This is a genomic window from Pseudomonas sp. GW821-FHT07F05 (assembly GCF_059418765.1).
The window spans coordinates 107,855-132,226 of the sequence record NZ_JBWKQL010000014.1 but is presented as its reverse complement, the minus strand read 5'-3'; the positions used below and the strand labels follow the sequence as shown (position 1 = coordinate 132,226).

Sequence of the window (24,372 nt, the reverse complement as noted above, 5' to 3'; positions counted from 1 at the left end):
AACTGGAATCAATAATGGTGCACCTGACGGGATTCGAACCCATGACCCCTGCCTTCGGAGGGCAGTACTCTATCCAGCTGAGCTACAGGTGCAATGCGGGCGCCATAATACTCATCTGGCCCTCGTGCGTCCATGCCGATGACCCGCCGTTCACAATTTAGTGGGACCACATCCAACCGCTTAGGCACCCGCGCATGACGACCGCATACGCATGCTCCCGGTTACGCTCATCCGATTAACCCCCACCCCAAGCCCCACCCGTTCTTTTTTTCGAACGCACTATTGTCCTTTAACCCTGTTGTCCCTAGGATTCGTTTGAGATTTCAAACGCCCCGCCCGGTCTTTCTTCTATTCTCCAATCAGGGCCGGCGACAGTCTTATCCGGCGGCGGCCTCGGTCGAGGCGCCCGCATACAACCATTCGCTCCGCCGCGCGCGGTGCTGTTCAGGAGGCCGCAATGCAGCTCAAAGACTCGAAGTTGTTCCGCCAGCAGGCGTACATCAATGGCGCCTGGGCTGATGCCGACAGCGGCCAGACCATCAAGGTCAACAACCCGTCGACCAACGAGATTCTCGGCACCGTGCCGAAGATGGGCGCTGCTGAAACCCGTCGCGCCATCGAAGCCGCTGACAAGGCGCTGCCGGCCTGGCGTGCGCTGACCGCCAAAGAGCGTGGCGCCAAGCTGCGTCGCTGGTTCGAGCTGATGATTGAAAACCAGGACGACCTCGGTCGCCTGATGACCCTGGAGCAGGGCAAGCCGCTGGCCGAGGCCAAAGGCGAAATCACTTACGCCGCTTCCTTTATCGAGTGGTTTTCCGAAGAGGCCAAGCGCGTCTACGGCGACGTGATTCCGGGCCATCAACCGGACAAACGCCTGATCGTCCTCAAGCAGCCGATCGGCGTGACTGCGGCGATCACGCCGTGGAACTTCCCCGCCGCCATGATCACCCGCAAGGCCGGCCCGGCGCTGGCGGCAGGCTGCACCATGGTGCTCAAGCCTGCTTCGCAAACCCCGTATTCCGCACTGGCACTGGCTGAACTGGCCGAGCGCGCGGGCATCCCGGCTGGCGTGTTCAGCGTGGTGACCGGCAGCGCCGGCGATATCGGTAGCGAGCTGACCAGCAACCCCATCGTGCGCAAGCTGTCGTTCACCGGCTCGACCGAGATCGGTCGCCAGTTGATGGCTGAATGCGCCCACGACATCAAGAAGGTGTCGCTGGAACTGGGTGGCAACGCGCCGTTCATCGTGTTCGACGACGCTGACCTGGATAAGGCCGTTGAAGGCGCGATCATTTCCAAGTACCGCAACAACGGCCAGACCTGCGTGTGCGCCAACCGCATTTATGTGCAGGACGCGGTCTACGACGCGTTCGCCGAGAAGCTGCAGGTTGCCGTCGCCAAGCTGAAAGTAGGCGATGGCCTGGCTGAAGGCACCACCACCGGTCCCCTGATCGATGAAAAAGCCGTGGCCAAGGTCAAGGAACACATCGCTGATGCCTTGAGCAAAGGCGCGAAAGTGTTGAGCGGCGGCAACAGCCTGGAAGGCAACTTCTTCGAACCGACTATCCTCGTCAACGTGCCGAAAAACGCAGCCGTCGCCAAGGAAGAAACCTTCGGTCCGCTGGCTCCGCTGTTCCGCTTCAAAGACGAAGCCGAAGTGATCGCCATGGCCAACGATACCGAGTTCGGGCTGGCGTCGTACTTTTACGCGCAGAACCTGAGCCGTGTGTTCCGCGTGGCGGAAGCGCTTGAGTACGGCATGGTGGGCATCAACACCGGCCTGATCTCCAACGAAGTCGCGCCGTTCGGTGGCATCAAGGCGTCCGGTCTTGGCCGTGAAGGCTCCAAGTACGGCATCGAAGATTATCTGGAAATCAAATACCTCTGCCTCAGCATTTGAACCGGCTGAGTGGCAGAGTGAAGTAACTGTTCTACAACCTGCGGGACGCGAGAGCGCCGTTTCGCAGGTTTCAGTGGCACCAACTTATTGGTGGCCGGGAGGCCGCGACAGTCGATCATCGTATGCTGTTGCTGTTGACCCCGCTGCTTGATCCTTGAACCGCGCCGCCCGATGAGCGGCGAATGAGGAAATGATGAGCAAAACTAACGCATCCCTGATGAAACGCCGCGAAGCTGCTGTCCCACGCGGCGTTGGTCAAATTCACCCGATCTTCGCTGAATCCGCGAAGAACGCCACCGTCACCGACGTCGAGGGCAATGAGTTCATCGACTTCGCGGGCGGCATCGCGGTACTGAACACCGGTCACCTGCACCCGAAAATCGTCGCCGCCGTTCAAGAGCAACTGACCAAGCTGACCCACACCTGCTTCCAGGTGCTGGCGTACGAGCCCTATGTAGAGCTGTGCGAGAAGGTCAACGCCAAGGTCCCGGGCGATTTCGCCAAGAAAACCCTGTTGGTCACCACCGGTTCCGAAGCGGTTGAAAACGCCGTCAAGATCGCCCGCGCCGCGACAGGCCGTGCAGGCGTCATCGCCTTCACCGGCGCCTACCACGGCCGCACCATGATGACCCTGGGTCTGACCGGTAAAGTCGTGCCGTACTCGGCCGGCATGGGCCTGATGCCGGGCGGTATCTTCCGCGCCATCTACCCGAACGAGCTGCACGGTGTCAGCGTTGACGATTCGATCGCCAGCATCGAGCGCATCTTCAAGAACGACGCCGAGCCGAAAGACATCGCCGCGATCATCATCGAGCCGGTGCAGGGCGAGGGCGGTTTCTATGTCGCGCCGAAGGCGTTCATGGCGCGTCTGCGTGAACTGTGCGACAAGCACGGCATTCTGCTGATCGCTGACGAAGTGCAGACTGGCGCTGGCCGTACCGGCACCTTCTTCGCCATGGAACAGATGGGCGTGAGCGCCGACCTGACCACCTTCGCCAAATCCATCGCCGGTGGTTTCCCGTTGGCCGGCGTGTGCGGCAAGGCCGAGTACATGGACGCCATCGCCCCAGGCGGTTTGGGCGGGACGTACGCCGGCAGCCCGATCGCGTGCGCTGCTGCGTTGGCGGTCATGGAAGTGTTCGAAGAAGAGCACCTGCTCGATCGCTGCAAGGCGGTTGGCGAGCGTCTGGTCACTGGCCTGCGCGCCATCCAGGCCAAGTACCCGGTCATCGGTGAAGTCCGCGCGCTGGGCGCCATGATCGCCGTCGAGTGCTTCGAGAATGGCGACACCCACAAGCCGAACGCTGCTGCCGTCGCACAAGTGATCGCGAAGGCCCGTGACAAGGGGCTCATCCTGCTGTCCTGCGGCACCTACGGCAACGTATTGCGCGTGCTGGTCCCTCTGACCTCGCCGGACGAGCAGTTGGACAAAGGCCTGAAGATCATCGAAGAATGCTTCGCTGAAATCGCCTGACTTCATGCCGATGAGCTGCGGCACGTTTGATCAAATGTGACCGCTTCGTCAGAAAAAACCTGCTTCGGCAGGTTTTTTTGTTTTTGACGTCAGGAAATTCTCTTTCGGTTTGTATCCCTGCGCAGTCTTTGACTATGGTGAAGAGACTGATGCCGGAGAGTCATGATGACCGTTGTAGAGGCGCTAGCCGTTCCCCGCGTGTTGATCGCTGAATCGGACCCTTGGGCCCGCGAGATGCTCAACGAATTGGTCCTGGATGTGCGTTGTGACGCGCAGCTGGACATCTGTTCCAACGGCCGGGAGGCCATCGAGCGGATGAGCGGGTACATCCCCGACCTGGTAATCGCCTCCCGCGAGCTGCCGGGCGTCGATGGGCTCAGCCTGCTGCGCGGGCTGCGGCAGCTGCGCCGTCAGCCGCCGGTTCGTTTCATTCTGCTGAGCAGTCGCAGCGACAGCGTCAGCGTGCGTGAAGCCGTGCAGCTGGCGCCCACGGCCTACCTCACCAAACCCCTGAACCTGGAAGGCCTGCGCCAACGGCTGGAAACGCTGCTGTTGCAGGACGGTGCGCAGGTTGCCTGTGCGGTGCCAGGTCTGGCGCCGGGCGTCGGGCTGGATGCGTTTCTGGAGCAGCGCCGGGAAGTCGCAGACGGCGGACCGCTGTTCGTAGACGTGACCGCGGCGGTGGCCAGCAGTCGCGGAGCGTCGGGCGTTGATCTGACGTTGCTGGAACAGGCGTTGACTCACGATCCCCACGTCACCGCGCTTTTGATTGCCGCCGCCAACAGCGCGTCCCACCATCAAGGCAAGCCCGTGCAGACGCTGGCGCAGGCGCTCGCCGTATTGGGCGGTACCCAGAGCGTCAATCTGGTTCAGGGTCTTGCTCTCAAGCGTGGCGCGGTGCTCACGGATGCAGCATTGTTGCTGCAAGCCAGCGAAATCTGGGAGGTCTCGCAACGCACCGCCGAATGTGCGCGGACGCTGGCGCTCAAGCTGGATCTGAATCACGAGCGCTGTTACTGCGCCGGCTTGCTCAGGGGCCTGGGCGAATTGACGGTGTTGCGCTGTTTGCAGGACTGGCTGATCGCCGGCGGCGCGCTGGATGAGGCCACCATTCGCCGCGCGTTGGCGCAGTATTCGGCCTCGTTTGGCTCGGCATTACGGACGCGCTGGCGCCTGCCGTTGGAGCTGCGTGAGCTGATTGCGGCGGTGTACCAATACAACACCGGCGTGTTCACTCGCGAGGTCCTGGCGATGAATGTGGCGGGACAGATGGGATCACTCGGACTTGAAGACCCGCTGGAGGCACTGGCGAAAAGCAAATCGGCGCGGCTCTTGAAGGTCAGCAGGTCAGATCTGGAAGGGGTGCGCAGCAAGACGGTGGCTTAGCCGGGATGTGGATTCGGAAAAGCAGGCTTACACCAGCACGATCTGATTCTTGCCCTGGCGCTTGGCCTGGTACATCGCAGCGTCCGAGCGTGCGTAAAGCGCTTCAAGACTCTGGTCCTGGTCGCCGAGGTTGGTAAGCCCCTGGCTGGCCGTGATGCCGAAGGTTTTGTCATTGCACTGAAAGCTCAGGCGCTGAATCTCCCGCTGCAACCGCTCGGCAATCTGCTGGGCCATTTCCGGCGCACAGCCCGGGAACACGGCGGCAAATTCCTCACCGCCAATTCGTCCGAACAGATCACCACGACGGAGCGTCTTGCGCCCGCATTCGGCAATGCGCTGCAGCACCAGATCGCCTTCCTGGTGGCCGTAGGTGTCGTTGACCAGTTTGAAATCATCCACGTCTAGCAACAGGAATGCCATCGGCGTGCCCTGTAAACGGGCCTGCTCGAATTCCCGCTGAGCGCATTCGAAGAAGTGCCGGCGGTTACTGCTCTGGGTCAGAACGTCGGTGGTGGCCAGACGCTGCAGCTCGTCTTCGAGGTGCTTCTTCTCGGTGATGTCCTCGGCGATACCAACCACGATCAGGCGCTGGCTGTGCTCGGCCTGATGACTGACGAAGCACTTATCGCTCAGCCAACGGACCTGGCCGTCGGCGCGAATGATGCGGTACTCGCGGTCTTCGATGGAGCCCTTCTCAAGCACTTCGCTCAGGCTGCGCTCGGCGTAGTCCAGATCGTCGGGGTAGATGCTGTCGCGCCACTCGCTGTAATCGGCGAGCAGCAAACCGGCGGAACGGCCGAAAATGCGCTCGTAGGCGGGGCTGACATAGATCATGCGTTGCGTCTGCCAGTCGAACGCCCACAACACGGCGTTCACGCTGACCAGCAGAGAACTGAACAACTGCTCGCGCTCGCTGAGACGCGCCACTTCCGCCTGGGCATGCATCAGCGCCAGAAGGGTTTCTGCTGCGGCGGGGGTCTCAACGTGGGGGGTCTGGTTGTCCATGAGCACTGCATCTCGGAATAAGGTGCGGCGCATGCCACAACATGTCACACAGCATAGTGCGAAGGTGTTAATGAGATAGGAGTAATGGCACTAAGTTCCGATCGGTGCCACTCGGACGAATGGTCACCGATCAACGGCATCAGGCGTGATGAGGCCGCAGCGAGTAGGTTTTCAGCTGATCGGCGAAGTCACGCAGCGACTGAATACCGCTGGCTTCCGCTTCGTGGACCCAGTCCTTGATGGCCGCCAGCATGTCGTGACCATTGCTGCTGGTCTTCGCCCAGATCTGCTGCAGCGCCAGGCGCTTTTCGTAGATCACTTTCAGTGCCTGACTGTGCTCCAGCATGGTCTGGATGCGCGCCTGATGCTTGTCTTCCAGCAGGCTTGGCTCGCGGGAAAGCAGGCGTTTGGCGCGGCGGAACTGGTGACGCACGGAGGCATCGGCTTTGGCCAGTTCCTGCGCGACCAATGGCGCGATGACCAGCTTGCGGTACTGAGCCATGATCTGGAAACGGTTGTTGAGGATGGCCATCGCCGTGTCCATATCCAGATGGCCTTTGCCTTCCACACGGTGCGCGATCGGCGCGACCCGCTGCACTTTCGCCAGGCGCAGCCAGCTGAACACTTTGATCCACGCCCAGCCCATGTCGAACTCCCAGCGCTTGACCGACAGCTTGGCCGAGTTGGGGTATGTGTGGTGGTTGTTATGCAGCTCCTCGCCGCCGATCAAAATGCCCCAGGGCACCAGATTGGTGGCAGCGTCCCGGCATTCGAAGTTGCGATAGCCGACCGCGTGGCCGAGGCCATTGACCACACCCGCTGCCCATACAGGAATCCACATCATCTGGATCGCCCAGACGGTGATGCCGATGACGCCAAACAGCGCCAGATCGATCACGCCCATGAGCGCGACGCCTAGCAGGGGATAGCGCGAATACAGGTTGCGCTCGATCCAGTCTTCAGGGCAGTTTTTGCCGTAGATGCGCAGCGTCTCGGGGTTCTCCGCTTCGGCGCGGTACAGCTCGGCGCCTTTGCGCAGCACGGTCGACAGACCCTTGATGACCGGGCTGTGCGGATCATCGACGGTTTCGCATTTGGCGTGGTGCTTGCGGTGGATAGCGGTCCACTCGCGGGTGTTCTGCGCCGTGGTAAGCCACAGCCAGAAACGGAAAAAGTGCTTGAGCCCTGCGTTGAGTTCCAGGGAGCGATGCGCTGAATAGCGATGGAGATAGACCGTGACGCCGACGATGGTGACGTGTGTCATCGCCAGGGTGACTGCGACCAATTGCCAGACGGAAAGGTCGAGCAGACCGTTGTTCCACATAGGCTGAGTTGCCCTCGGTTGTTACGCGTGCAATGTACGGATCCGCCTGAGCAGACCCTGAGACAGAAGCGGGCATTATCACTTAGCTCACAGATAAAAACAGTCGGTCTTTCAGAGAAGCGTCGCAAGATGTTTCTTGTTCTATAATTTCCGACTTTCGCAAGGTTGTTTCTTTCTATGTCGAGCATCACCCGGGATGCGCTACGCACCGCAACGTTGTACGGGCTTTTGTCGATGGTGTGGCTGGCGATCAGTGACTATTTACTGCCGCGGCTGATCGAGGACGCGACCGTGCTGACGCGAGCGCAACAGACCGGCGGTTATCTCTGGCTGGCCGTCAGCGCAGTGCTGATCTATCTGGCTCGCTCGCGACTGCTCCGATTCATGGGCGTCACCGAGCTGGCGCGCCGGCATGAGGACATGCAGCGTCTGCGACTGGCAGCGGCCGTATTCGACACCACGCTGGAAGGCGTGCTGGTCACCGATGCCACGGGCGTGATCGTCCACGTGAACCGTGCCTTCAGCGAAATCACCGGGTATCAGCAGGACGAAGTGGTGGGTTTGCGGCCGAGCACGTTCAAGTCAGGCCGCCATGGCCCCGAGTTCTACGAACGGATGTTCAAGACCATCCTCAGCGCCGGGCAGTGGAGCGGCGAGATCTGGAACCGGCGCAAAAGCGGCGAGATCTACCCGCAGTGGCAGAGCATTCGTCCGATCCGGGACGAGGAAGGCGAAATCACACAGTTCGTCGCCGTGTTTTCCGATATTTCTTCGATCAAGCATTCCGAGCGAGAGCTGGCGCATCTGGCCCATTACGATCCTTTGACCGGTCTGCCCAATCGCCTGCTGTTCACCGACCGTGCCGAGCAGGCTCACACCCACGCACGCCGCAATAAGCGCACCCTGGCGCTTCTGCTCGTCGATCTCGATCACTTCAAGCACATCAACGAAAGCCTCGGCCACAACGCCGGGGACGAAGTGCTGAAAGCCGCCGCCGAGCGGCTGCAAATCCATCTGGAAAAGGGCGTCACGCTGGCGCGGCTGGGCGGCGACGAATTCGCGATTCTGCTCGAAAATGCCCAGCAGGTCGCGCAATCCGCCGAACTGGCGCAGAGCATTCTGGAAGGGCTGCGCGAGCCTTTTCTGGTCAGCGGGCAATCGCTGTTTCTCACCGCCAGCGTCGGCATCAGCATCTTCCCCCAGGATGCGCTGACCGCCGAACAGTTGCTGCGTAATGCCGACGCCGCGCTTTCACAGGCCAAGCATCAAGGCCGTGAAAGCTACGCGATGTATACCGCTGAACTGACCGCCCACGCCCAGCGCCGCGTCGAGTTGGCGGCCGAGCTGCGGCAGGCCGTCGAGGAGAACGAGCTGCGGGTGTTTTATCAGCCGATCCATAACCTCCACAGCCGCTGCATCGAGGGCGTCGAGGCACTGGTGCGCTGGCAGCACCCCGCGCGCGGCATGGTCTCGCCGGGTGAATTCATCCCCATCGCCGAGCAAAGCGGGCTGATCGCCGACATCGACAACTGGGTGCTGACCCAAGCCTGCCGGCAGATGGGCGAGTGGCTGGCGGAGGGTGTAAATATCGCCTTCGTCGCCGTCAACGTGTCCAGCCGATTGTTCGGTCGCGGTGATCTTGATCGCCGGGTGGCCAAGGTGCTGAACGAAACTGGTCTGGCACCGGAGTTTCTGGAGCTTGAGGTGACCGAAAGCGCGATCATGGACGACCCTGATCAGGCCATCGAGCAGATGCACCGTCTGCGGGATCTGGGTCTGAAACTGTCCATCGACGATTTCGGCACGGGGTACTCGTCACTGCTGCGGCTCAAGCGCATGCCGGTGCAGAAACTGAAAATCGATCAAGGGTTTGTGGCCGGGTTGCCGGACGACGATGACGACATCGCGATCGTCAACGCCATCATTGCCCTGGCGCGCGCCATGGGCATGCGCGTGCTGGCAGAAGGCATTGAGCAGGCCAGTCAGGCCGGTTTTCTGCTGAAGCACAACTGCGAACTGGGGCAGGGCTATTGGTTCGCGCGCCCCATGCCGGCGGAACAGATCAACTGGCAGCATGCGCCGGTGTTTGTCTCTGCCTGACACAGCCGTGTGGCGCGCGCCACACGTTCAGAACCACTTTATCGGTCGTTCCCGGCCAACCTCAGGCGCAAATGCCTTTTGGTTATATCTGCATTCTTAAATAGTATTTTTAAGAATATCTCTGCCTCTCTACTATCGCGCTCACGCCACAAGCAGCGTTTGCCCCCACGCTGCGGCAAATCTTTCAAGGAGCACGAACATGAGCGCATCTCTACGTAGCGTTGACGGCCAGGACGAAGCAAGCATTTTGCGTGAAATTCAAAGCGCGTTGCGTGACCTGCGTTTTGGCGCGGTTGAAATCACGGTGCACAACGCGCAGGTGGTGCAGATCGAGCGCAAGGAAAAATTCCGTCTGCAAAACCCGAGCAACAAGCAGGGCTGAGCCACGCTCCCGCATAACGAACACCGCATGACCCAAAACTAGAAAAAGCCAACAACACAAAATCTGTCCAGGAGCCTGATTCATGTCCATTCGTCGTTATGCGCTGGCCGCTGTCGCCAGTGCGGTGTTTGCCGGTTCTGCTGTCGCCAAGGATTTCACCCTGCTGAACGTCTCGTACGACCCTACGCGCGAGCTGTATCAGGACTACAACGCCGAATTCATCAACTTCTGGAAAAAATCCCATCCGGGCGACACCGTGAAGATCAACCAGTCCCACGGTGGCTCGGGCAAGCAGGGCCGCTCGGTGATCGACGGCTCGCCTGCCGACGTGGTGACCCTGGCGCTCGCCGGCGACATCGACGAAATCGCCAAACTGGGCAAGACCATTCCTGAGAACTGGCAGACCAAGTTGCCGGACGCCAGCACCCCGTACACCTCGACCATCGTGTTCCTGGTGCGCAAGGGCAATCCGAAAGGCATCCATGACTGGGGCGACCTGATCAAGGACGGCGTGTCGGTGATCACGCCCAACCCGAAAACCTCGGGCGGCGCTCGTTGGAATTTCCTGGCGGCTTACGGCTATGGCTTGAAATCCAATGGCGGCGACGAAGCCAAGGCCAAGGATTACATCGGCAAACTGTTCAAGCACGTTCCGGTGCTGGACACCGGCGCACGCGGTTCGACCATCACTTTCGTCAACAACGGTCAGGGTGACGTGTTGCTGGCGTGGGAAAACGAAGCGTTCCTGGCGCTGAAAGAAGACGGCGGCGCGGACAAGTTCGACATCGTCGTACCTTCGCTGTCGATTCTGGCCGAGCCTCCAGTGGCCGTCGTCGAGAAGAACGCCGAGAAGCACGGCACCACCGAAATCGCCACCGAATACCTGAAGCACCTGTACAGCAAGGAAGGTCAGGAAATCGCGGCGAAAAACTTCTATCGTCCTCGCGATACGGAAGTGGCCGCCAAGTACGAGAAGCAGTTTCCTAAACTCAATCTGCTGACCATCGACAAAGACTTTGGTGGCTGGAAATCGGCTCAGCCCAAGTTCTTCGATGACGGCGGTGTGTTCGATCAGATCTACATCCCGCAGTAACCGCAGCGCCCCACGGAATAAATGGACCCGGACTTGTTCCGGGTAACGTGTGTAAACCAAGGACTTTTATGTCTCGACGCATATCCCCCGTCATACCCGGCTTCGGGCTGACGCTGGGCTACACATTGGTGTACCTCAGTCTGATTGTGCTGATACCGCTTGCGGTCATGTTCATCCACGCCTCCCAGCTGAGCGCCGTGCAGTTCTGGAACGTCGTCACGGCGCCTCGCGTGCTTGCAGCACTCAAGCTGAGTTTCGGCACGGCGTTTTTCGCGGCGATCATCAACGGCATCATCGGCACCCTGCTGGCCTGGGTGCTGGTGCGTTACACCTTCCCCGGTCGCAAGATCATCGACGCGATGATCGATCTGCCCTTCGCATTGCCCACCGCCGTTGCCGGTATCGCGCTGACCGCGCTGTACACGCCGACGGGCTTCATCGGCCAGTTTGCGGCCGACCTAGGCATCAAAATCGCCTACACCCCTTTCGGTATCACCCTGGCGTTGACCTTCGTCACCATGCCCTTTGTGGTGCGCACGGTTCAGCCGGTGCTGGCGGATATCCCCCGGGAAGTCGAAGAAGCGGCGGCCTGCCTTGGCGCCAAGCCGCTGCAAGTGTTCCGTCACATCCTCGTTCCGGCCTTGTTGCCTGCCTGGCTGACCGGTTTTGCGCTGGCCTTCGCCCGGGGCGTGGGTGAATACGGCTCGGTGATTTTCATCGCCGGCAACATGCCGATGAAGACCGAAATTCTGCCGCTGCTGATCATGGTCAAGCTCGACCAGTACGACTACACCGGCGCCACGGCGATTGGCGTGATGATGCTGCTGGTGTCGTTCGTGCTGCTGCTGCTGATCAATCTGTTGCAGCGACGCATCGAAACCCCTAACTGAGGAGGCGCACATATGTCTGGTTCATCGCTCATTGCTGCGTCCTCCGCCAATGCTGCCCGTCGTGGCAGCGCGGTGTCGCGGCGCATTCTGATCGGCCTTGGCTGGCTGGTCTTCGCGTTCTTCCTGCTACTGCCGCTGGTGGTGGTGATCGGCCAGGGTTTGAGCAGCGGCCTCGGCGGATTCTTCGCGGCTATCCTGGAGCCCGATGCACTGTCGGCCCTCAAGCTGACCGTGTTCGCGGTGCTGATTTCGGTGCCGCTCAACGTCGTCTTCGGCGTCGCGGCGGCCTGGTGCGTGAGTAAATACTCGTTCCGCGGCAAGGCGATTCTGGTCACCCTGATCGACCTGCCGTTCTCGGTCTCGCCGGTCATCGCCGGTCTGATTTACGTGCTGATGTTCGGCGCCCGTGGCGTGTTCGGCCCCTGGCTGCAGGAGCACGACATCCAGATCGTCTTCGCACTGCCGGGCATCGTGCTGGCGACCATCTTCGTGACCGTGCCGTTCGTGGCCCGCGAGCTCATCCCGCTGATGCAGGAGCAGGGCACGCAGGAAGAAGAAGCCGCGCGCCTGCTCGGTGCCAATGGCTGGCAGATGTTCTGGCATGTGACCGTCCCCAACATCAAATGGGGCCTGATCTACGGCGTGGTGCTGTGTACCGCGCGGGCCATGGGTGAGTTCGGTGCGGTGTCGGTGGTCTCGGGCCACATTCGCGGCGTGACCAACACCCTGCCGTTGCATGTCGAGATTCTCTACAACGAGTACAACCACGTGGCTGCATTTGCCGTGGCGAGCCTGTTATTGATCCTTGCGCTGTTCATCCTGCTGCTCAAGCAGTGGAGCGAAGCGCGCATTAGCCGTCTGCGCAAAAACGCGGCGGAGGAATAATTCATGTCGATCGAAGTCCGTAACGTCAGCAAGAATTTCAACGCCTTCAAGGCCCTCGACGGCATCAGTCTGGATATCCAGAGTGGCGAGCTCGTGGCGCTGTTGGGCCCGTCCGGCTGTGGCAAGACCACGCTGCTGCGCATCATTGCCGGGCTGGAAACACCGGACAAAGGCAGCATTGTGTTCCACGGCGAGGATGTCTCCGGCCACGACGTGCGCGATCGCAACGTGGGGTTCGTCTTCCAGCATTACGCGCTGTTCCGCCACATGACGGTGTTCGACAACGTCGCCTTCGGCCTGCGCATGAAGCCGAAGAACCAGCGCCCGAACGAAAGCCAGATCGCGGTCAAAGTGCATGAGCTGCTGAACATGGTGCAGCTGGACTGGCTGTCGGATCGCTATCCGGAGCAATTGTCGGGCGGTCAGCGTCAGCGGATTGCCTTGGCCCGCGCCTTGGCGGTGGAACCCAAAGTGTTACTGCTTGACGAACCGTTTGGCGCGCTGGACGCCAAGGTACGCAAGGAGCTGCGTCGCTGGCTGGCGCGGCTGCACGAAGACATCAACCTGACTTCTGTATTCGTGACCCACGACCAGGAAGAGGCGATGGAAGTCGCGGACCGCATCGTGGTGATGAACAAGGGCGTGATCGAGCAGATCGGTTCGCCCGGCGATGTCTATGAGAACCCGGCCAGCGATTTTGTTTATCACTTTCTGGGTGACTCGAACCGTCTGCATCTGGGCGAAGACAACCACGTGTTGTTCCGCCCCCACGAGGTGTCGTTGTCACGGCATGAAGTGGAAGGGCACCACGCGGCGGAAGTGCGGGACATTCGTCCGTTGGGCGCCACGACGCGGGTGACGCTGAAGGTCGAAGGGCAACCCGAACTGATCGAAGCCGAAGTGGTGAAAGACCATGACAGCCTGACCGGACTGGCGCGGGGAGAAACGCTGTTCTTCAAGCCGAAGGTCTGGCAGAAGAGGGAGAGTATTTAGGGCGCTTTCTGATCAAGAGTATTTAAGCGCTCTCTAATCAAATGGACAGCTCGGCCACCGCGCTGTTTGGAGGTAGATACAAATCTTGTGGGAGCGAGCTTGCTCGCGAAGAGGTCATTACATCCGCTAGATTTTCAGCGGCTGGAATCCAGCCTTCGTGAGCAAGGTGGAGCGCCACCCCGGTCACTCCCACATTCCTTCATCCGCAGGGAAATCAGCGATGTCCTTCGACGATCGATCTGATTGGTTGTTAAAACACAGTTCTAGACCGTCGCTTTTTTCAGATCCCGCCGGTGCGTCTTGCCCACCCGCGCCTCGATGGCGTGTTGCAACTTCTTTCTCATTCCCAGCAAAAAAGCCGCTTCGGCAACGACAAACAGCGGGCCGATGATCAGGCCTGTGAGGTCGTCGACAAACGCCGGCTTGCGACCCTCGTAATAATGGCCCACAAACTGAATCGCCCAACCGAGCACGAACAGCCCGACGCCGGCGCTGAGCCAGACCATGGTGGTCTGTTGCGCCAGGCTTGCGCCGAGCCACAGGCACAGCGCGAGCAGAACGCCCATCAGCACGCCGAAGAAGGCGTCCAGCCGCAGGTAGAAAAACGTCGCCGCCAGACTCACCAGCAAGGCCGGCGACACCCAAAGCCCGCCGAGGGACCAACTGGTCCAGCCGGGGCGTGACAACAGTACGGCCACGGCGATCACGATCAGGGGAATGCCGACGAAGTGGGTAACGATATTGCGGGTGTCGCGGTGGTAGGCCGCGTATTGGCTGAGGTGATCGACGAGGTTTTTCATTGTTATTCCTCTTTGGATACATGGATCATGCCGCTGATTTTTTTGGCTGAGGCCGCTGCACGGCTCAGCTTGCAATAAAACGCCGGCTATCAAAAGGAGATTCACATGACGAATGGAACCCAATGGCGCTCATGGTTTATCAACGACCGATGGTTCCGCGATCTGCCTGCGCTGTTGCAGGATAGCTTGCTGATCGGCATGCGGCAGCGCCGGGTGACGCCCGGAAAATCGATCTTCCAGCGCGGCGATCCGGCGCCCGGCCTGTATGCGTTGCTCACCGGCTCTTTACGCATCAATCCTCTCAAGCCGCAGCAAACAGACATGCCCCCGGCAGAAGGCTTTCGGCCCTTCTGGTTTGGCGAAGCCTCGCTGTTCGACGACCTGCCCGCGACCCACGATGTCTTCGCTCAAGGCGCGGTCATTCTCCTGCACATGCCCCATGCGCCACTCAAGCAACTGCTGGCTGAACACCCGGCCTTGTGGCGGCATTTCCGTGATTTGCTGGGGCGCAAGCTCGGGCTCGCCGTCCCCGCCCTTGAAGACATCACCCTGATGCCCACCGAGGAACGCGTGGCGTTTCGGCTGCTGATGCTGGCCGAAGCATACGGCGAGATGGATCGTTCGGTGCGCAGCGTGCCTCTGTCCGACATGGCCTCCAATCGCTGCCTCGGGCTGAGCGCTGAGGTGGTCGAACGGGTACTTGGGGCGTTCGCCGAACGGCAAATCGTGCGCCGCGATCACGAACTGATCTACGTGCTGGACACCGAATGGCTGCGCGAAACGGCGCTTCATCGCCTGACCGGCGCAGGCGCGTGATGGCGTCACCGGTCAGCGATTCAGCCCTTCGCGATACTGGCTGGGCGTCATGCCGGTCCAGCGCTTGAACGCGCGGCTGAAGCTGCTGGTGTCAGCGAAACCGAGCAGATAGGCGACTTCACTGAGCGAGCAACCGGGGTCGCGCATGTGTTGCAGCGCCAGATTCTGCCGGCACTGATTGAGCAGCAGATCGTAGCGACAACCCTCGTCGGCCAAATGGCGCTGAAGACTGCGCAAGCTCAGGTGCAGCGTGTGGGCGATGTGCTCGGCGGACGGCTCGCCTTCGGGCAATTGAGTTTCGATGGCGCCGCGCACCTTGCGCTCCCAGGTCAGTGCGCTGAGTTGTTCGAGGGTGCGGTTGAGCACGGCCTCGTTATGCTCGGCCAGCTCGGGATTGGCGTCGTCCAGATGGCTGTCGAAATCCTCACAGGAGAAGATCAGCAGATTCTCCGCCGCACCGAAGAACAGCGGCGCACGGAAGACGGCATGCCAGGGCTGCGGATCTTCCGGTTGCGGCCGCATCAGGTGAACGGCCAGCGGCGCGTAATGACGGCCCAGGCGGTTGCGGCAGGTGCGCACGTAGATTGCGGCGAAGGCGTCCATCGCCTCATTGGCCGGCATCGGGCTGCCGTCGGGCACGCGGAAACGAAACTCGTAATGCTCGTCCACGCGTTCAAAACTCATGACCAGCGCGTCGCTCACCACCGGGTGATAACGCACGATGCGCTCGAACACCTCACGCAACGACCCGCTGGCAACCAGCGCATAACCGAGCGCATGAAAGGTCGTCGGGCTGACGAACCGTGACACTCGCAAGCCCAGCGCCGGATCGCCGCTGGCCTGCACGGCCAGTTCCCAAAAACGGGTGGTGACCGTCACCGGGTATCGCGCGTTGGGGTCATCCATCAGCTGCGGATCCAGGCCCGCAGCCCGGCTCAGTGCGAGGCTGTCGAGGCCGAGGGCATCGAGTTGCTTGCGCAGGGCGCGGGTCCAGCTGGCGAGGATGCTCGGCTCAGACATACAAGTTGGCGCTTCCGGTCTACAGATTGGCGTTCACGGTCAGGCAGCATCCGGGCTTAAGCGGCACAGTGGTGCGACGTTTTTTCATCCTGAAACCGGAGAATGGAAGCATGCACGACACTTCTGCAAGTGCTGCCGGACTGAATGCACAACAACGATCAGCGCATATTCGTGCGGTGGTTTCCGCCCATGGCGCCGCGCTGCGAGAGCGCTATCCGCTGCTGCGGCACCAGGACGCCATCGGCGCCGGCATCCTGTGCTTCGCACTCGCCGGCATGATTGGCAGCGCGACGCTCTATATCGGGGGTTACCTGGCCTGGTGGGCGTGCCTGCTGCTGAATGCGTTCTTTGCGTCGCTGACCCATGAGCTTGAACACGACCTGATCCACAGCATGTATTTCCGCAAGCAGCGGGTGCCCCACAATCTGATGCTTGCATTGGTCTGGATGGCGCGGCCGAGCACGATCAATCCCTGGATTCGTCGGCACTTGCACCTCAATCATCACAAGGTCTCCGGCACCGAGGCAGATATGGAAGAGCGCGCCATTACCAATGGCGAGCCGTGGGGCCTGGCGCGGTTGCTGATGGTCGGCGATAACGTGATGTCGTCGCTGATCCGCATGCTGCGGGCGAAAACCTGGGCGCATAAATTCAGCATTCTCAAGCGCACCCTGCGTGTTTATGCGCCGCTGGCGCTGCTGAATTGGGGCGCGTGGTACGTGTTTCTTGGCTTCCATGCCGCCAATGGCATTGCCGGTCTGATGGGCAGCTCGATTGACTGGTCGGCGAACACGCTGGCGGTCATGCACGTCATCGACGTCGCTGTCGTGGTCCTGGTCGGTCCGAACGTGCTGCGTACCTTCTGTCTGCATTTCGTCAGTTCCAACATGCATTACTACGGCGACGTCGAACTGGGCAATGTCATGCAGCAGACCCAAGTGCTCAATCCGTGGTGGATGTGGCCGATGCAGGCGTTCTGCTTCAACTTCGGCAGCACCCATGGCATTCATCACTTCGTGGTGAAGGAGCCGTTCTATATCCGCCAGATGACGGCACCCGTTGCGCACAAAGTGATGGCTGAAATGGGGGTGCGGTTCAATGATTTCGGCACCTTCGGGCGGGCCAACCGCTTTGAACGAACGACTGAAAACGACGCGGTCCTCAAGCCTGCACGCGGTTGATACCTGGCGGCCCATTGCGCCAGTCTCGCCGGCTTGTGGGAAATTTCTCCGGATAAAGATTTCTGTAACAACCGCCCCTTAATCTCTGCTCATCCCCGGCGAGCTGGGGGCAGACAGCGTGATTCTCAGGGTCACCCCTTTAAGGCAGGGGGTGGCCCTCTTTTTTTTGCGCCTTTCCCTGAGGCTGCGGCATATATTTTCGAGCTATTAATAAATAGCTTCTTATTCTTTTTCGAATATATGTCCGATCCCTATACTCGCCCCCATGAACGCAACATGCAGGAGGCGAAGGCCATGCATAACGAATCGATCCGTTACCTGATCGTGCCAGGCTGGCAAGGATCTGCCGACGACCATTGGCAAACCCATTGGCAGAACAGTCTGCCCAATAGCGTGCGTGTGGAGCAGGCCGACTGGCTCAAGCCGCGCCGAGAAGATTGGGTGGGTGAGCTGCAACGCGCTATCGCCTCTGACAGCACCCCGGTGATTCTCATCGCCCACAGCCTGGGTTGCGTGACCGTTGCCCATTGGGCGCAGCTGGCGCCACTGGCGAGTTTGCGTCAGGTGCGCGGGGCCCTGCTGGTGGCGCCCGCTGACGTCGAGCGCCCCAATTGCCCGCCGGCGATCCGCAATTTCGCGCCGATTCCCGAGCACCTGCTGCCGTTCCCGACCCAAGTGGTCAGCTCCGATAACGATTCCGCCGTCAGCGCATTGCGCGCGATGGAAATGGCCCGCAACTGGGGCGCCGAAATCGGCATTCTCAGCGGCGCGGGCCATATCAATGTGAAGTCCGGGCATCAACGCTGGGAACAGGGTTTCGCTTATCTGTACCGGCTGCAAGGGCGCATCGAGCATTTCAACCGCCGCCGCGCATGACCATCGCATTTGCAACGGTCGTTGCGCCTGAGACCTCTTTTCTCACGATCACTTTCGCCGCAGTGAACCGACAGGCGCTGCGGCCTTTTTTTTAAAAACGCTTCGGTCAATGGATGGCCGGGGCGGGAGCCTGCCATGAGCCTTTCCGACCTATCGAGCAACCCGCTGTTGACCTTCCCTGATGCTGAAAAAAGCCCGCTGAGCATCCGCGCCAAGGCCCTAGTGTTCATCGATCCACGATCGCGGCAATTGCGCGAAGAGATGGAACTGCTGGCGCCGCTGGACTTGCCCGTGTTGATCCGCGGCGAATCCGGCACGGGAAAGGAATTGCTGGCGCGTCATATTCATCGAGGTAGCGACCGGGCCGGGTTATTCGTGTCGGTCAACTGCGGCGCCATCAGCTCGACCTACGCCGACGCCGAGCTGTTCGGTTACGCCGCCGGCGCCTACAGCGGGTCCGCCAGCAGTCGGGCAGGCTGGTTCGGCTCGGCAACGGGCGGCACGTTGTACCTGGATGAAATCGCCGACCTGCCGATGGCGATCCAGATCAAGTTGCTGGCAGCGCTGGAAAACCACGAAGTCACCCGCGTCGGCGCCACGCAGCCCAGCCAGGTCGACGTCAGACTGGTCGCCGCGACCAGCATCGATCTGCGCCTGTCAGTCGCCGCTGGCAAATTCCACGAGCGGCTTTATCGCTACCTGAACGAAGGGCGCCTCGACCTGCCGGCGTTGCGCGAACAGCCCGGGAACATCCTGCCGTTGGCCGAGTACTTCCTGGGGATTTACAGCCAGCGCTTCGATTTTGAGATGCCGCTGATCAGCGAAGACGCGCAACGAGTGCTCGAAGCCCATTACTGGCCGGGCAACACACGGGAGCTGGAGAACGTCATTCACTTCGCGTTGCTGGTGAGCAGCGGCGCGGAGATCCTGCCTGAGCACCTGAATCTGCCGGTCCGGTAATGGCTCTTGAGCTCACTGAGCAGGTAGCCAGGTGGCAAAATGCCCGCTGATAGCGAAAAGGCATAACCATCCGACTAAAAAGTATTGTCTCGGAATAAAAAATCTCGGTACTGTCCGCATCAGCCGCTCCCCTGCCAAGGGTCGATCCCGCGGCAGACCGAAAACAAGTCGCCCACGAGGCGACCCGATTTCTATTAAGGACATCGCATGAAGAAGACGTTTTTGTTCACCGCACTGGCGGCTGCTCTCTCCCTGGGCATCAGCGCTGCACAAGCTGCCGAGAAGCTCGTCGTGGGCGCCACCGCTGTTCCGCACGCCGAGATCCTCGAGCTGATCAAGCCTGAACTGGCCAAAGAAGGCGTGGACCTGCAAATCAAGGTCTTCACCGACTACGTGCAGCCGAACGTGCAACTGAACGAGAAGCGTCTGGACGCCAACTACTTCCAGACCAAGCCTTACCTGGACGGCTTCAACAAAGGCAAGGGCGCTACCCTGGTGACCGGCGTCGGCGTACACGTCGAACCGTTCGGCGGCTACTCGAAGAAGTGGAAGTCCATTGACCAGTTGCCTGAAGGCGCAACCGTTGCCATTCCGAACGAAGGCAGCAACGCCGGTCGTGCCCTGCTGCTGTTGCAGAAGAACGGCCTGATCACCCTGAAAGACCCGACCAACGCCTTGTCGACGCCGAAAGACATCGCCACCAATCCGAAGAAACTGAAGTTCCGCGAACTGGAATCGGCTCTGCTGCCCCGCGCGCTGGATCAGGTCGACCTGGATCTGATCAACACCAACTACGCGCTGGAAGCCAAGCTCAGCCCTAAAAAGGATGCGCTGATTCTGGAAGGCTCCGACTCGCCGTACGTGAACTACCTGGTCACCCGCACCGACAACGCTCACACCGACGCGATCGAGAAGCTGTCCAAGGCGCTGACCAGCCAGCAGGTCAAAGACTTCATCAACAAGAAGTACGACGGCGCAGTTATCCCGGCGTTCTGATGAAGGCTTGAATGCGCGATTGCAGCGCATTCGTATACAAAACGCGCTTGCCCGCCGTTGCTCCCGCTCCGCTGACGTACTGTCATCGGGTGCATGGAGGTGACGGCGGGCAAGTGCGTTTTTGCGTTTCGAGCGTAGCGCCTATGCATAAGTCGGCTTTTAGGCGCCTCGCTGATCAGTAATGGCCAACGGCCGTCGCTAGGTCGTTCGGCGCTATGCATATGCTCTAACGATATTTAAACTTCGCTTCTTATAGCTTTAAAGTCCTCCCTCCTCAGCCACACCTTTTGGAGTCGGAGTTCTCATGCCAGCAGCCTCCCACGCTTCGTCCGCGCAAGCGCCCGGTCAGCAGTTCGATGTGCGTCCATTCGCCGAAAAGGTGGGCGCGGAAATCGTCGGTCTGGATCTGTCCCGTCCGCTCAACGACGCCGATTTTGCCCGTGTGCATCAAGCGCATCTCGATTACCACGTGGTTGTTTTCCGCGATCAGCACATCACCCCGCAGCAGCAGATCGATTTCAGCCGCCGTTTTGGCGTCCTGCAGATTCATGTGCTCAAGCAATTCCTGCTCGCCAATCATCCCGAGATTTTGATCGTCTCCAATATCGTCGAAAACGGCCAGCCGGTCGGGCTGGGCGATGCCGGCAAATACTGGCACTCGGACCTGTCCTACAAAGAACTGCCGAGCCTTGGCTCGATGCTCTACGCCCAGGAGCTGCCAAGCGAAGGCGGTGACACCCTGTTCGCTGACATGCATTTGGCCTGGGACACGCTGCCCGAGCATCTGCGCAAAGCCGTCGAAGGTCGCAATGCGGTGCACAGCTATACGTCCCGCTACAGCCATGGGCATAACGCCGATAACTGGCGCCCGACCCTGAGCGCTGAACAGTTGGCCCAAGTCGCAGTGGTCAGCCATCCGATCGTGCGCACCCACCCGGAGAACGGGCGCAAGGCGCTGTTTGTCAGCGAAGGCTTCACCACCCACATCGTCGGCCTGCCGGAAGACGAGAGTCAGGCAATTCTCACAGAGCTGTACGCCCACAGCGTTCGCCCGGAAGGCGTTTACCGCCACAAGTGGCAGGAGAACGACATGGTGTTCTGGGACAACCGCTCGCTGATTCATCTGGCCGGCGGCACGCCCGATCACCTGCGCCGTCGCCTGCACCGCACGACCATTCAGGGCGATGCGCCGTTCTGATTCAGGAGAGCTCCATGAACGCTGTTCTGCAAAGCCACACGGCTAGCGATCGCTTGAACGCGCAACAGGCCAATCAGCCCACCGCTGAAGCGCTGCTGCAAGTACAAGGCGTCAGCCTTGAATACCGCACGCCGGAACGCGTGGTGCGGGCGACCCATCAAGTCAGTTTTGAAATCGATCCTGCCGACCGTTTTGTCCTGCTCGGCCCGTCGGGCTGCGGCAAGTCAACGCTGCTCAAGGCCGTGGCCGGGTTCATTCAGCCCAGCGAAGGGCAGATTCGCCTGGCCGGTCAGCAGGTCAGGGAGCCGGGGCCGGACCGCATTGTGGTGTTTCAGGAATTCGACCAGTTGCCGCCGTGGAAGACGGTGATCCAGAACGTCATGTTTCCGCTGCTGGCCTCGCGCACCCTCAAGCGTCGTGAAGCCGAGGAGCGTGCGCGGTATTACCTGGAGAAAGTCGGCCTGAGCGCTTTCGCTGACGCTTACCCGCACACCTTGTCCGGCGGCATGAAGGCGCGCGTGGCGATTGCCCGGGCGCTGGCGATGCAGCCCAAGATCCTGTTGATGGATGAGCCCTTCGCCGCGCTCGACGCGTTGACCCGCCGCAAGATGCAGGAAGAGCTGCTGGAGCTGTGGGAAGAGGTGCGCTTCACGCTGCTGTTCGTGACCCACTCCATCGAGGAAGCGCTGGTGGTCGGCAATCGGATTCTGCTGTTGTCGCCCCATCCGGGCCGCGTGCGCGCCGAGATCAACAGCCATCAGTACAACCTGAAGAGCCTTGGCGGCGTCGAGTTCCAGGCGTCTGCCCAGCGGATTCACCGGCTGCTGTTCGACGAGGGCGAAGCGCCTGCGGTCGAGCCGGATCTGCGGTTTCAGGATGTTCGTATTGCCTACTGATCGCGGTTCGCCGAGCTGCCCCCTCAAGAGATTGCACCCATGAGCCTTTCACCCCCTCTGCGGGAAGAATACGAAGTCGTGCTGGAGCCTTTCACTCAGGAAGATCTGGCCCGCGACATTCCCCTCGCGCAACGCATCTGGCAGGTGAGCTGGGTGCGTAAAGCCGTCATCCTTGTCGCCCTGGCGATCATCTGGGAAATCGCCGCGCGCATTCAGGGCAACGACCTGCTGCTGCCGAGCTTTCTGCAAACCGCTTCGGCGTTTATCGACGGCATCGCCAGTGGCGAATTGCTGACCAAGGTCTGGATCTCCCTGACGGTCCTGGTCAAGGGTTACCTGATCGGCATCGTCCTGGCGTTTGGTCTGACCACGCTGGCGGTGTCGACCCAACTGGGTCGCGACCTGCTCGGCACGCTGACGGCGATGTTCAACCCGTTGCCGGCCATCGCGCTGCTGCCGCTGTCGCTGCTGTGGTTTGGCCTCGGTGAAAACAGCCTGATTTTCGTGCTGGTGCATTCGGTGCTCTGGGCGTTGGCATTGAACACGTACGCGGGGTTTCTCGGTGTTTCGGAAACCCAGCGCATGGCCGGGCGCAATTACGGCCTCAAGGGCCTGCGGTTCGTCTGGTACATCCTGATTCCGGCGGCGCTGCCTTCGATTCTCGCGGGCCTGAAAATCGGCTGGGCCTTTGCGTGGCGAACCCTCATTGCCGCAGAACTGGTGTTCGGCGCGTCCTCGGGCAAGGGCGGTCTGGGCTGGTACATCTTCCAGAACCGCAACGAGCTGTACACCGACAAGGTATTCGCGGGTCTGGCGGCGGTGATCATCATTGGTCTGCTGGTGGAAAACCTGCTGTTCAGTAACGTCGAGCGCCTGACCGTGAAGCGGTGGGGCATGCAGCGCTGATCTGCTTTATCAAACGAACGCTCCGCCTTGTGGCCGCTGAATGGGCCATGAGTCCGTCACCCCTTTCGCCTTCATCGTGAGAAATGTATGGAATTTCTGAAAACAGCTGCACCTTTCAAGCGCCCGACACTGACCGCGCTCGCCGCCGCCCTGGGTCTGGCTGGCGCTTTGTTGAGCAGCGGCGCTCACGCTGAAGGCAAGATCAGCATCGCCCAGCAGTTCGGCATCGGTTATCTGATTCTGGACGTCGTTCAGCAGCAGAAGCTGATCGAGAAACACGGCAAGGAGCAGGGCCTGGACATCAAGGTCGACTGGAACAGCATCTCCGGCGCCACCGCGATGAATGAAGCCCTGCTGGCTGGCGCGCTGGACGTGGTGTCGGCGGGCGTACCGCCGATGCTGACCATCTGGGACCGGACCAAGGGCAAGCAGAACGTCAAGGCCATCGCCTCGCTGGGCTCGATGCCCAATTATTTGCTCAGTAACAACCCCAACGTGAAGACCCTCAACGACTTCACTGAAAAGGACCGCATCGCCGTGCCGGCGGCGGGCGTGGGTTTCCAGTCGCGCACCTTGCAGATCGAAACCGCCAAGCTGTTCGGGAACGACAATTTCAAGAAATTCGACAACATCTCCGTCAGCCTGCCGCACCCGGACGCCACGTCGGCGCTGATTGCCGGCGGGTCGGAGATCAGCGCGCACTTCTCCAGTCCTCCGTTTCAGTATCAGGAGCTGGAAAACCCCAACGTGCATAAAGTGCTGAGTTCGTACGATGTGCTGGGCGGCCAGGCAACGTTCAACGTGCTCTACACCACTCAGAAATTCCACGACGAAAATCCGAAGACCTACAAAGCGTTCTACGACGCACTGGCCGAGGCCGAGAAGATCATCAAGGCCGACAAACCTGCGGCGGCGAAGACCTACATCGACGTCGAGAAATCGAAACTGCCGTTGCCGCTGGTGGAGAAGATCGTCTCCGACCCGGAAATCGACTTCACCGTCGTGCCCCAGCGCACGTTCATCTACGCCGAAAAGCTCCACGAGCTGGGTGTGCTGAAAAACAAGGCTGACAGCTGGAAGGACTTCTTCTTCGAAGAAGCCCACGGTGGTGCGGGTAGTTGATCCTCAACGTTGGTCGGTCTGTTTAGACCGGCTTGATGGGGGGCGGTGTGTCAGCCACACCGCCTTCGCGACCGTCGTAACCTCCGATGGCTCCTACAGTGGATTTACGAGCGACCCAGATATTTGGCGCGCCGCGAACCTGTGGCATATCCCGTCGTCCAGACGACGC

The 24,372-nt window shown here is 60.6% G+C and carries 21 protein-coding genes, 1 tRNA gene and 1 pseudogene; 18 read left to right on the top strand and 5 right to left on the bottom strand.

What is annotated here, in order from left to right:
- Positions 1-15: 15 nt before the first annotated feature.
- Positions 16-92 (bottom strand) — tRNA-Arg (locus AC07RO_RS23285).
- A 365-nt stretch (positions 93-457) separates the two neighbouring features.
- On the opposite strand from AC07RO_RS23285, the gene gabD reads away from it, so the two are divergent.
- From gabD to AC07RO_RS23270, 3 genes are all read left to right on the top strand, one after another.
- On the top strand, positions 458-1,900 hold the full coding sequence (gene gabD / locus AC07RO_RS23280) for an NADP-dependent succinate-semialdehyde dehydrogenase (protein ID WP_192173047.1): 1,443 nt from the start codon (positions 458-460) through the stop codon (positions 1,898-1,900).
- A 193-nt stretch (positions 1,901-2,093) separates the two neighbouring features.
- Complete coding sequence (gene gabT, locus AC07RO_RS23275) at positions 2,094-3,374, top strand: 4-aminobutyrate--2-oxoglutarate transaminase (RefSeq protein ID WP_192135860.1); 1,281 nt, start codon at positions 2,094-2,096, stop codon at positions 3,372-3,374.
- Positions 3,375-3,536: 162 nt separating this feature from the next.
- Positions 3,537-4,760, top strand: coding sequence for an HDOD domain-containing protein (locus tag AC07RO_RS23270; protein ID WP_495087162.1), 1,224 nt, complete (start codon positions 3,537-3,539; stop codon positions 4,758-4,760).
- A gap of 27 nt (positions 4,761-4,787) precedes the next feature.
- Here the strand turns inward: AC07RO_RS23270 and AC07RO_RS23265 are convergent, their stop codons facing one another.
- Together AC07RO_RS23265 and desA are read right to left on the bottom strand one after the other, a co-directional pair.
- Entirely contained in the window at positions 4,788-5,765 is a 978-nt protein-coding gene (locus AC07RO_RS23265) for a GGDEF domain-containing protein (protein ID WP_065990974.1), read from the bottom strand.
- A 139-nt stretch (positions 5,766-5,904) separates the two neighbouring features.
- On the bottom strand, positions 5,905-7,089 hold the full coding sequence (desA, locus tag AC07RO_RS23260; protein WP_133775675.1) for a delta-9 fatty acid desaturase DesA: 1,185 nt from the start codon (positions 7,087-7,089) through the stop codon (positions 5,905-5,907).
- 177 nt (positions 7,090-7,266) lie between these two features.
- Between desA and dibA the strand changes: the two genes are divergently transcribed.
- From dibA to AC07RO_RS23230, 6 genes are all read left to right on the top strand, one after another.
- Complete coding sequence (dibA, locus tag AC07RO_RS23255; RefSeq protein WP_282372097.1) at positions 7,267-9,189, top strand: phosphodiesterase DibA; 1,923 nt, start codon at positions 7,267-7,269, stop codon at positions 9,187-9,189.
- 199 nt (positions 9,190-9,388) lie between these two features.
- On the top strand, positions 9,389-9,571 hold the full coding sequence (gene oscA, locus AC07RO_RS23250) for a sulfur starvation response protein OscA (RefSeq protein ID WP_065990977.1): 183 nt from the start codon (positions 9,389-9,391) through the stop codon (positions 9,569-9,571).
- Between the two features lie 82 nt (positions 9,572-9,653).
- The gene (locus AC07RO_RS23245) at positions 9,654-10,664 is read left to right on the top strand and encodes a sulfate ABC transporter substrate-binding protein (protein WP_495087161.1); all 1,011 of its coding nucleotides are present in this window, start codon (positions 9,654-9,656) and stop codon (positions 10,662-10,664) included.
- A 68-nt stretch (positions 10,665-10,732) separates the two neighbouring features.
- Entirely contained in the window at positions 10,733-11,554 is an 822-nt protein-coding gene (gene cysT, locus AC07RO_RS23240; RefSeq protein WP_346627287.1) for a sulfate ABC transporter permease subunit CysT, read from the top strand.
- Positions 11,555-11,566: 12 nt separating this feature from the next.
- Positions 11,567-12,439, top strand: a complete 873-nt coding sequence (gene cysW, locus AC07RO_RS23235) for a sulfate ABC transporter permease subunit CysW (RefSeq protein WP_495087160.1) — start codon at positions 11,567-11,569, stop codon at positions 12,437-12,439.
- A gap of 3 nt (positions 12,440-12,442) precedes the next feature.
- Positions 12,443-13,432 carry a sulfate/molybdate ABC transporter ATP-binding protein gene (locus AC07RO_RS23230; protein ID WP_172610084.1) on the top strand — a complete coding sequence of 330 codons (990 nt, stop codon included), beginning with the start codon at positions 12,443-12,445 and terminating at the stop codon, positions 13,430-13,432.
- Between the two features lie 263 nt (positions 13,433-13,695).
- On the opposite strand, the gene AC07RO_RS23225 is transcribed toward AC07RO_RS23230, so the two are convergent.
- A complete protein-coding gene (locus AC07RO_RS23225; RefSeq protein WP_495087159.1) occupies positions 13,696-14,232 on the bottom strand; it encodes an Mpo1 family 2-hydroxy fatty acid dioxygenase in 537 nt (178 codons plus the stop codon).
- 105 nt (positions 14,233-14,337) lie between these two features.
- On the opposite strand from AC07RO_RS23225, the gene AC07RO_RS23220 reads away from it, so the two are divergent.
- Positions 14,338-15,048: a Crp/Fnr family transcriptional regulator gene (locus AC07RO_RS23220; protein ID WP_495087158.1), complete on the top strand. Its 711-nt coding sequence runs from the start codon at positions 14,338-14,340 to the stop codon at positions 15,046-15,048.
- A gap of 12 nt (positions 15,049-15,060) precedes the next feature.
- On the opposite strand, the gene AC07RO_RS23215 is transcribed toward AC07RO_RS23220, so the two are convergent.
- On the bottom strand, positions 15,061-16,068 hold the full coding sequence (locus AC07RO_RS23215; protein WP_495087157.1) for an AraC family transcriptional regulator: 1,008 nt from the start codon (positions 16,066-16,068) through the stop codon (positions 15,061-15,063).
- 110 nt (positions 16,069-16,178) lie between these two features.
- Between AC07RO_RS23215 and AC07RO_RS23210 the strand changes: the two genes are divergently transcribed.
- From AC07RO_RS23210 to AC07RO_RS23175, 8 genes and pseudogenes are all read left to right on the top strand, one after another.
- The gene (locus AC07RO_RS23210; protein WP_192173038.1) at positions 16,179-17,249 is read left to right on the top strand and encodes a fatty acid desaturase; all 1,071 of its coding nucleotides are present in this window, start codon (positions 16,179-16,181) and stop codon (positions 17,247-17,249) included.
- Positions 17,250-17,543: 294 nt separating this feature from the next.
- Positions 17,544-18,125: an alpha/beta hydrolase gene (locus AC07RO_RS23205; protein WP_133775665.1), complete on the top strand. Its 582-nt coding sequence runs from the start codon at positions 17,544-17,546 to the stop codon at positions 18,123-18,125.
- A 135-nt stretch (positions 18,126-18,260) separates the two neighbouring features.
- Positions 18,261-19,076 (top strand): annotated as a pseudogene (locus AC07RO_RS23200) (sigma 54-interacting transcriptional regulator); the annotation flags it as partial.
- A gap of 216 nt (positions 19,077-19,292) precedes the next feature.
- Positions 19,293-20,081, top strand: coding sequence for a MetQ/NlpA family ABC transporter substrate-binding protein (locus AC07RO_RS23195; protein WP_192173035.1), 789 nt, complete (start codon positions 19,293-19,295; stop codon positions 20,079-20,081).
- Positions 20,082-20,385: 304 nt separating this feature from the next.
- Positions 20,386-21,279, top strand: a complete 894-nt coding sequence (locus tag AC07RO_RS23190) for a TauD/TfdA dioxygenase family protein (RefSeq protein WP_192173034.1) — start codon at positions 20,386-20,388, stop codon at positions 21,277-21,279.
- 14 nt (positions 21,280-21,293) lie between these two features.
- A complete protein-coding gene (locus AC07RO_RS23185; protein WP_423573830.1) occupies positions 21,294-22,175 on the top strand; it encodes an ABC transporter ATP-binding protein in 882 nt (293 codons plus the stop codon).
- A gap of 39 nt (positions 22,176-22,214) precedes the next feature.
- The gene (locus AC07RO_RS23180; protein WP_122536747.1) at positions 22,215-23,081 is read left to right on the top strand and encodes an ABC transporter permease; all 867 of its coding nucleotides are present in this window, start codon (positions 22,215-22,217) and stop codon (positions 23,079-23,081) included.
- Positions 23,082-23,168: 87 nt separating this feature from the next.
- Positions 23,169-24,203, top strand: coding sequence for an ABC transporter substrate-binding protein (locus tag AC07RO_RS23175; RefSeq protein ID WP_282371876.1), 1,035 nt, complete (start codon positions 23,169-23,171; stop codon positions 24,201-24,203).
- Positions 24,204-24,372: the final 169 nt, after the last annotated feature.

What these genes read in the sequence shown, in the direction of transcription:
- AC07RO_RS23225 (WP_495087159.1), bottom strand. Translation starts at nt 14,232, where the DNA reads ATGAAAAACCTCGTCGATCACCTCAGCCAATACGCGGCCTACCACCGC.
- AC07RO_RS23220 (WP_495087158.1), top strand. Translation starts at nt 14,338, where the DNA reads ATGACGAATGGAACCCAATGGCGCTCATGGTTTATCAACGACCGATGG.
- AC07RO_RS23195 (WP_192173035.1), top strand. Translation starts at nt 19,293, where the DNA reads ATGAAGAAGACGTTTTTGTTCACCGCACTGGCGGCTGCTCTCTCCCTG.
- cysW (WP_495087160.1), top strand. Translation starts at nt 11,567, where the DNA reads ATGTCTGGTTCATCGCTCATTGCTGCGTCCTCCGCCAATGCTGCCCGT.
- gabD (WP_192173047.1), top strand. Translation starts at nt 458, where the DNA reads ATGCAGCTCAAAGACTCGAAGTTGTTCCGCCAGCAGGCGTACATCAAT.
- dibA (WP_282372097.1), top strand. Translation starts at nt 7,267, where the DNA reads ATGTCGAGCATCACCCGGGATGCGCTACGCACCGCAACGTTGTACGGG.
- desA (WP_133775675.1), bottom strand. Translation starts at nt 7,089, where the DNA reads ATGTGGAACAACGGTCTGCTCGACCTTTCCGTCTGGCAATTGGTCGCA.
- cysT (WP_346627287.1), top strand. Translation starts at nt 10,733, where the DNA reads ATGTCTCGACGCATATCCCCCGTCATACCCGGCTTCGGGCTGACGCTG.
- AC07RO_RS23180 (WP_122536747.1), top strand. Translation starts at nt 22,215, where the DNA reads ATGAGCCTTTCACCCCCTCTGCGGGAAGAATACGAAGTCGTGCTGGAG.
- AC07RO_RS23185 (WP_423573830.1), top strand. Translation starts at nt 21,294, where the DNA reads ATGAACGCTGTTCTGCAAAGCCACACGGCTAGCGATCGCTTGAACGCG.
- AC07RO_RS23270 (WP_495087162.1), top strand. Translation starts at nt 3,537, where the DNA reads ATGATGACCGTTGTAGAGGCGCTAGCCGTTCCCCGCGTGTTGATCGCT.
- oscA (WP_065990977.1), top strand. Translation starts at nt 9,389, where the DNA reads ATGAGCGCATCTCTACGTAGCGTTGACGGCCAGGACGAAGCAAGCATT.
- AC07RO_RS23230 (WP_172610084.1), top strand. Translation starts at nt 12,443, where the DNA reads ATGTCGATCGAAGTCCGTAACGTCAGCAAGAATTTCAACGCCTTCAAG.
- AC07RO_RS23210 (WP_192173038.1), top strand. Translation starts at nt 16,179, where the DNA reads ATGCACGACACTTCTGCAAGTGCTGCCGGACTGAATGCACAACAACGA.
- AC07RO_RS23190 (WP_192173034.1), top strand. Translation starts at nt 20,386, where the DNA reads ATGCCAGCAGCCTCCCACGCTTCGTCCGCGCAAGCGCCCGGTCAGCAG.
- AC07RO_RS23245 (WP_495087161.1), top strand. Translation starts at nt 9,654, where the DNA reads ATGTCCATTCGTCGTTATGCGCTGGCCGCTGTCGCCAGTGCGGTGTTT.
- AC07RO_RS23265 (WP_065990974.1), bottom strand. Translation starts at nt 5,765, where the DNA reads ATGGACAACCAGACCCCCCACGTTGAGACCCCCGCCGCAGCAGAAACC.
- AC07RO_RS23175 (WP_282371876.1), top strand. Translation starts at nt 23,169, where the DNA reads ATGGAATTTCTGAAAACAGCTGCACCTTTCAAGCGCCCGACACTGACC.
- AC07RO_RS23205 (WP_133775665.1), top strand. Translation starts at nt 17,544, where the DNA reads ATGCATAACGAATCGATCCGTTACCTGATCGTGCCAGGCTGGCAAGGA.
- AC07RO_RS23215 (WP_495087157.1), bottom strand. Translation starts at nt 16,068, where the DNA reads ATGTCTGAGCCGAGCATCCTCGCCAGCTGGACCCGCGCCCTGCGCAAG.
- gabT (WP_192135860.1), top strand. Translation starts at nt 2,094, where the DNA reads ATGAGCAAAACTAACGCATCCCTGATGAAACGCCGCGAAGCTGCTGTC.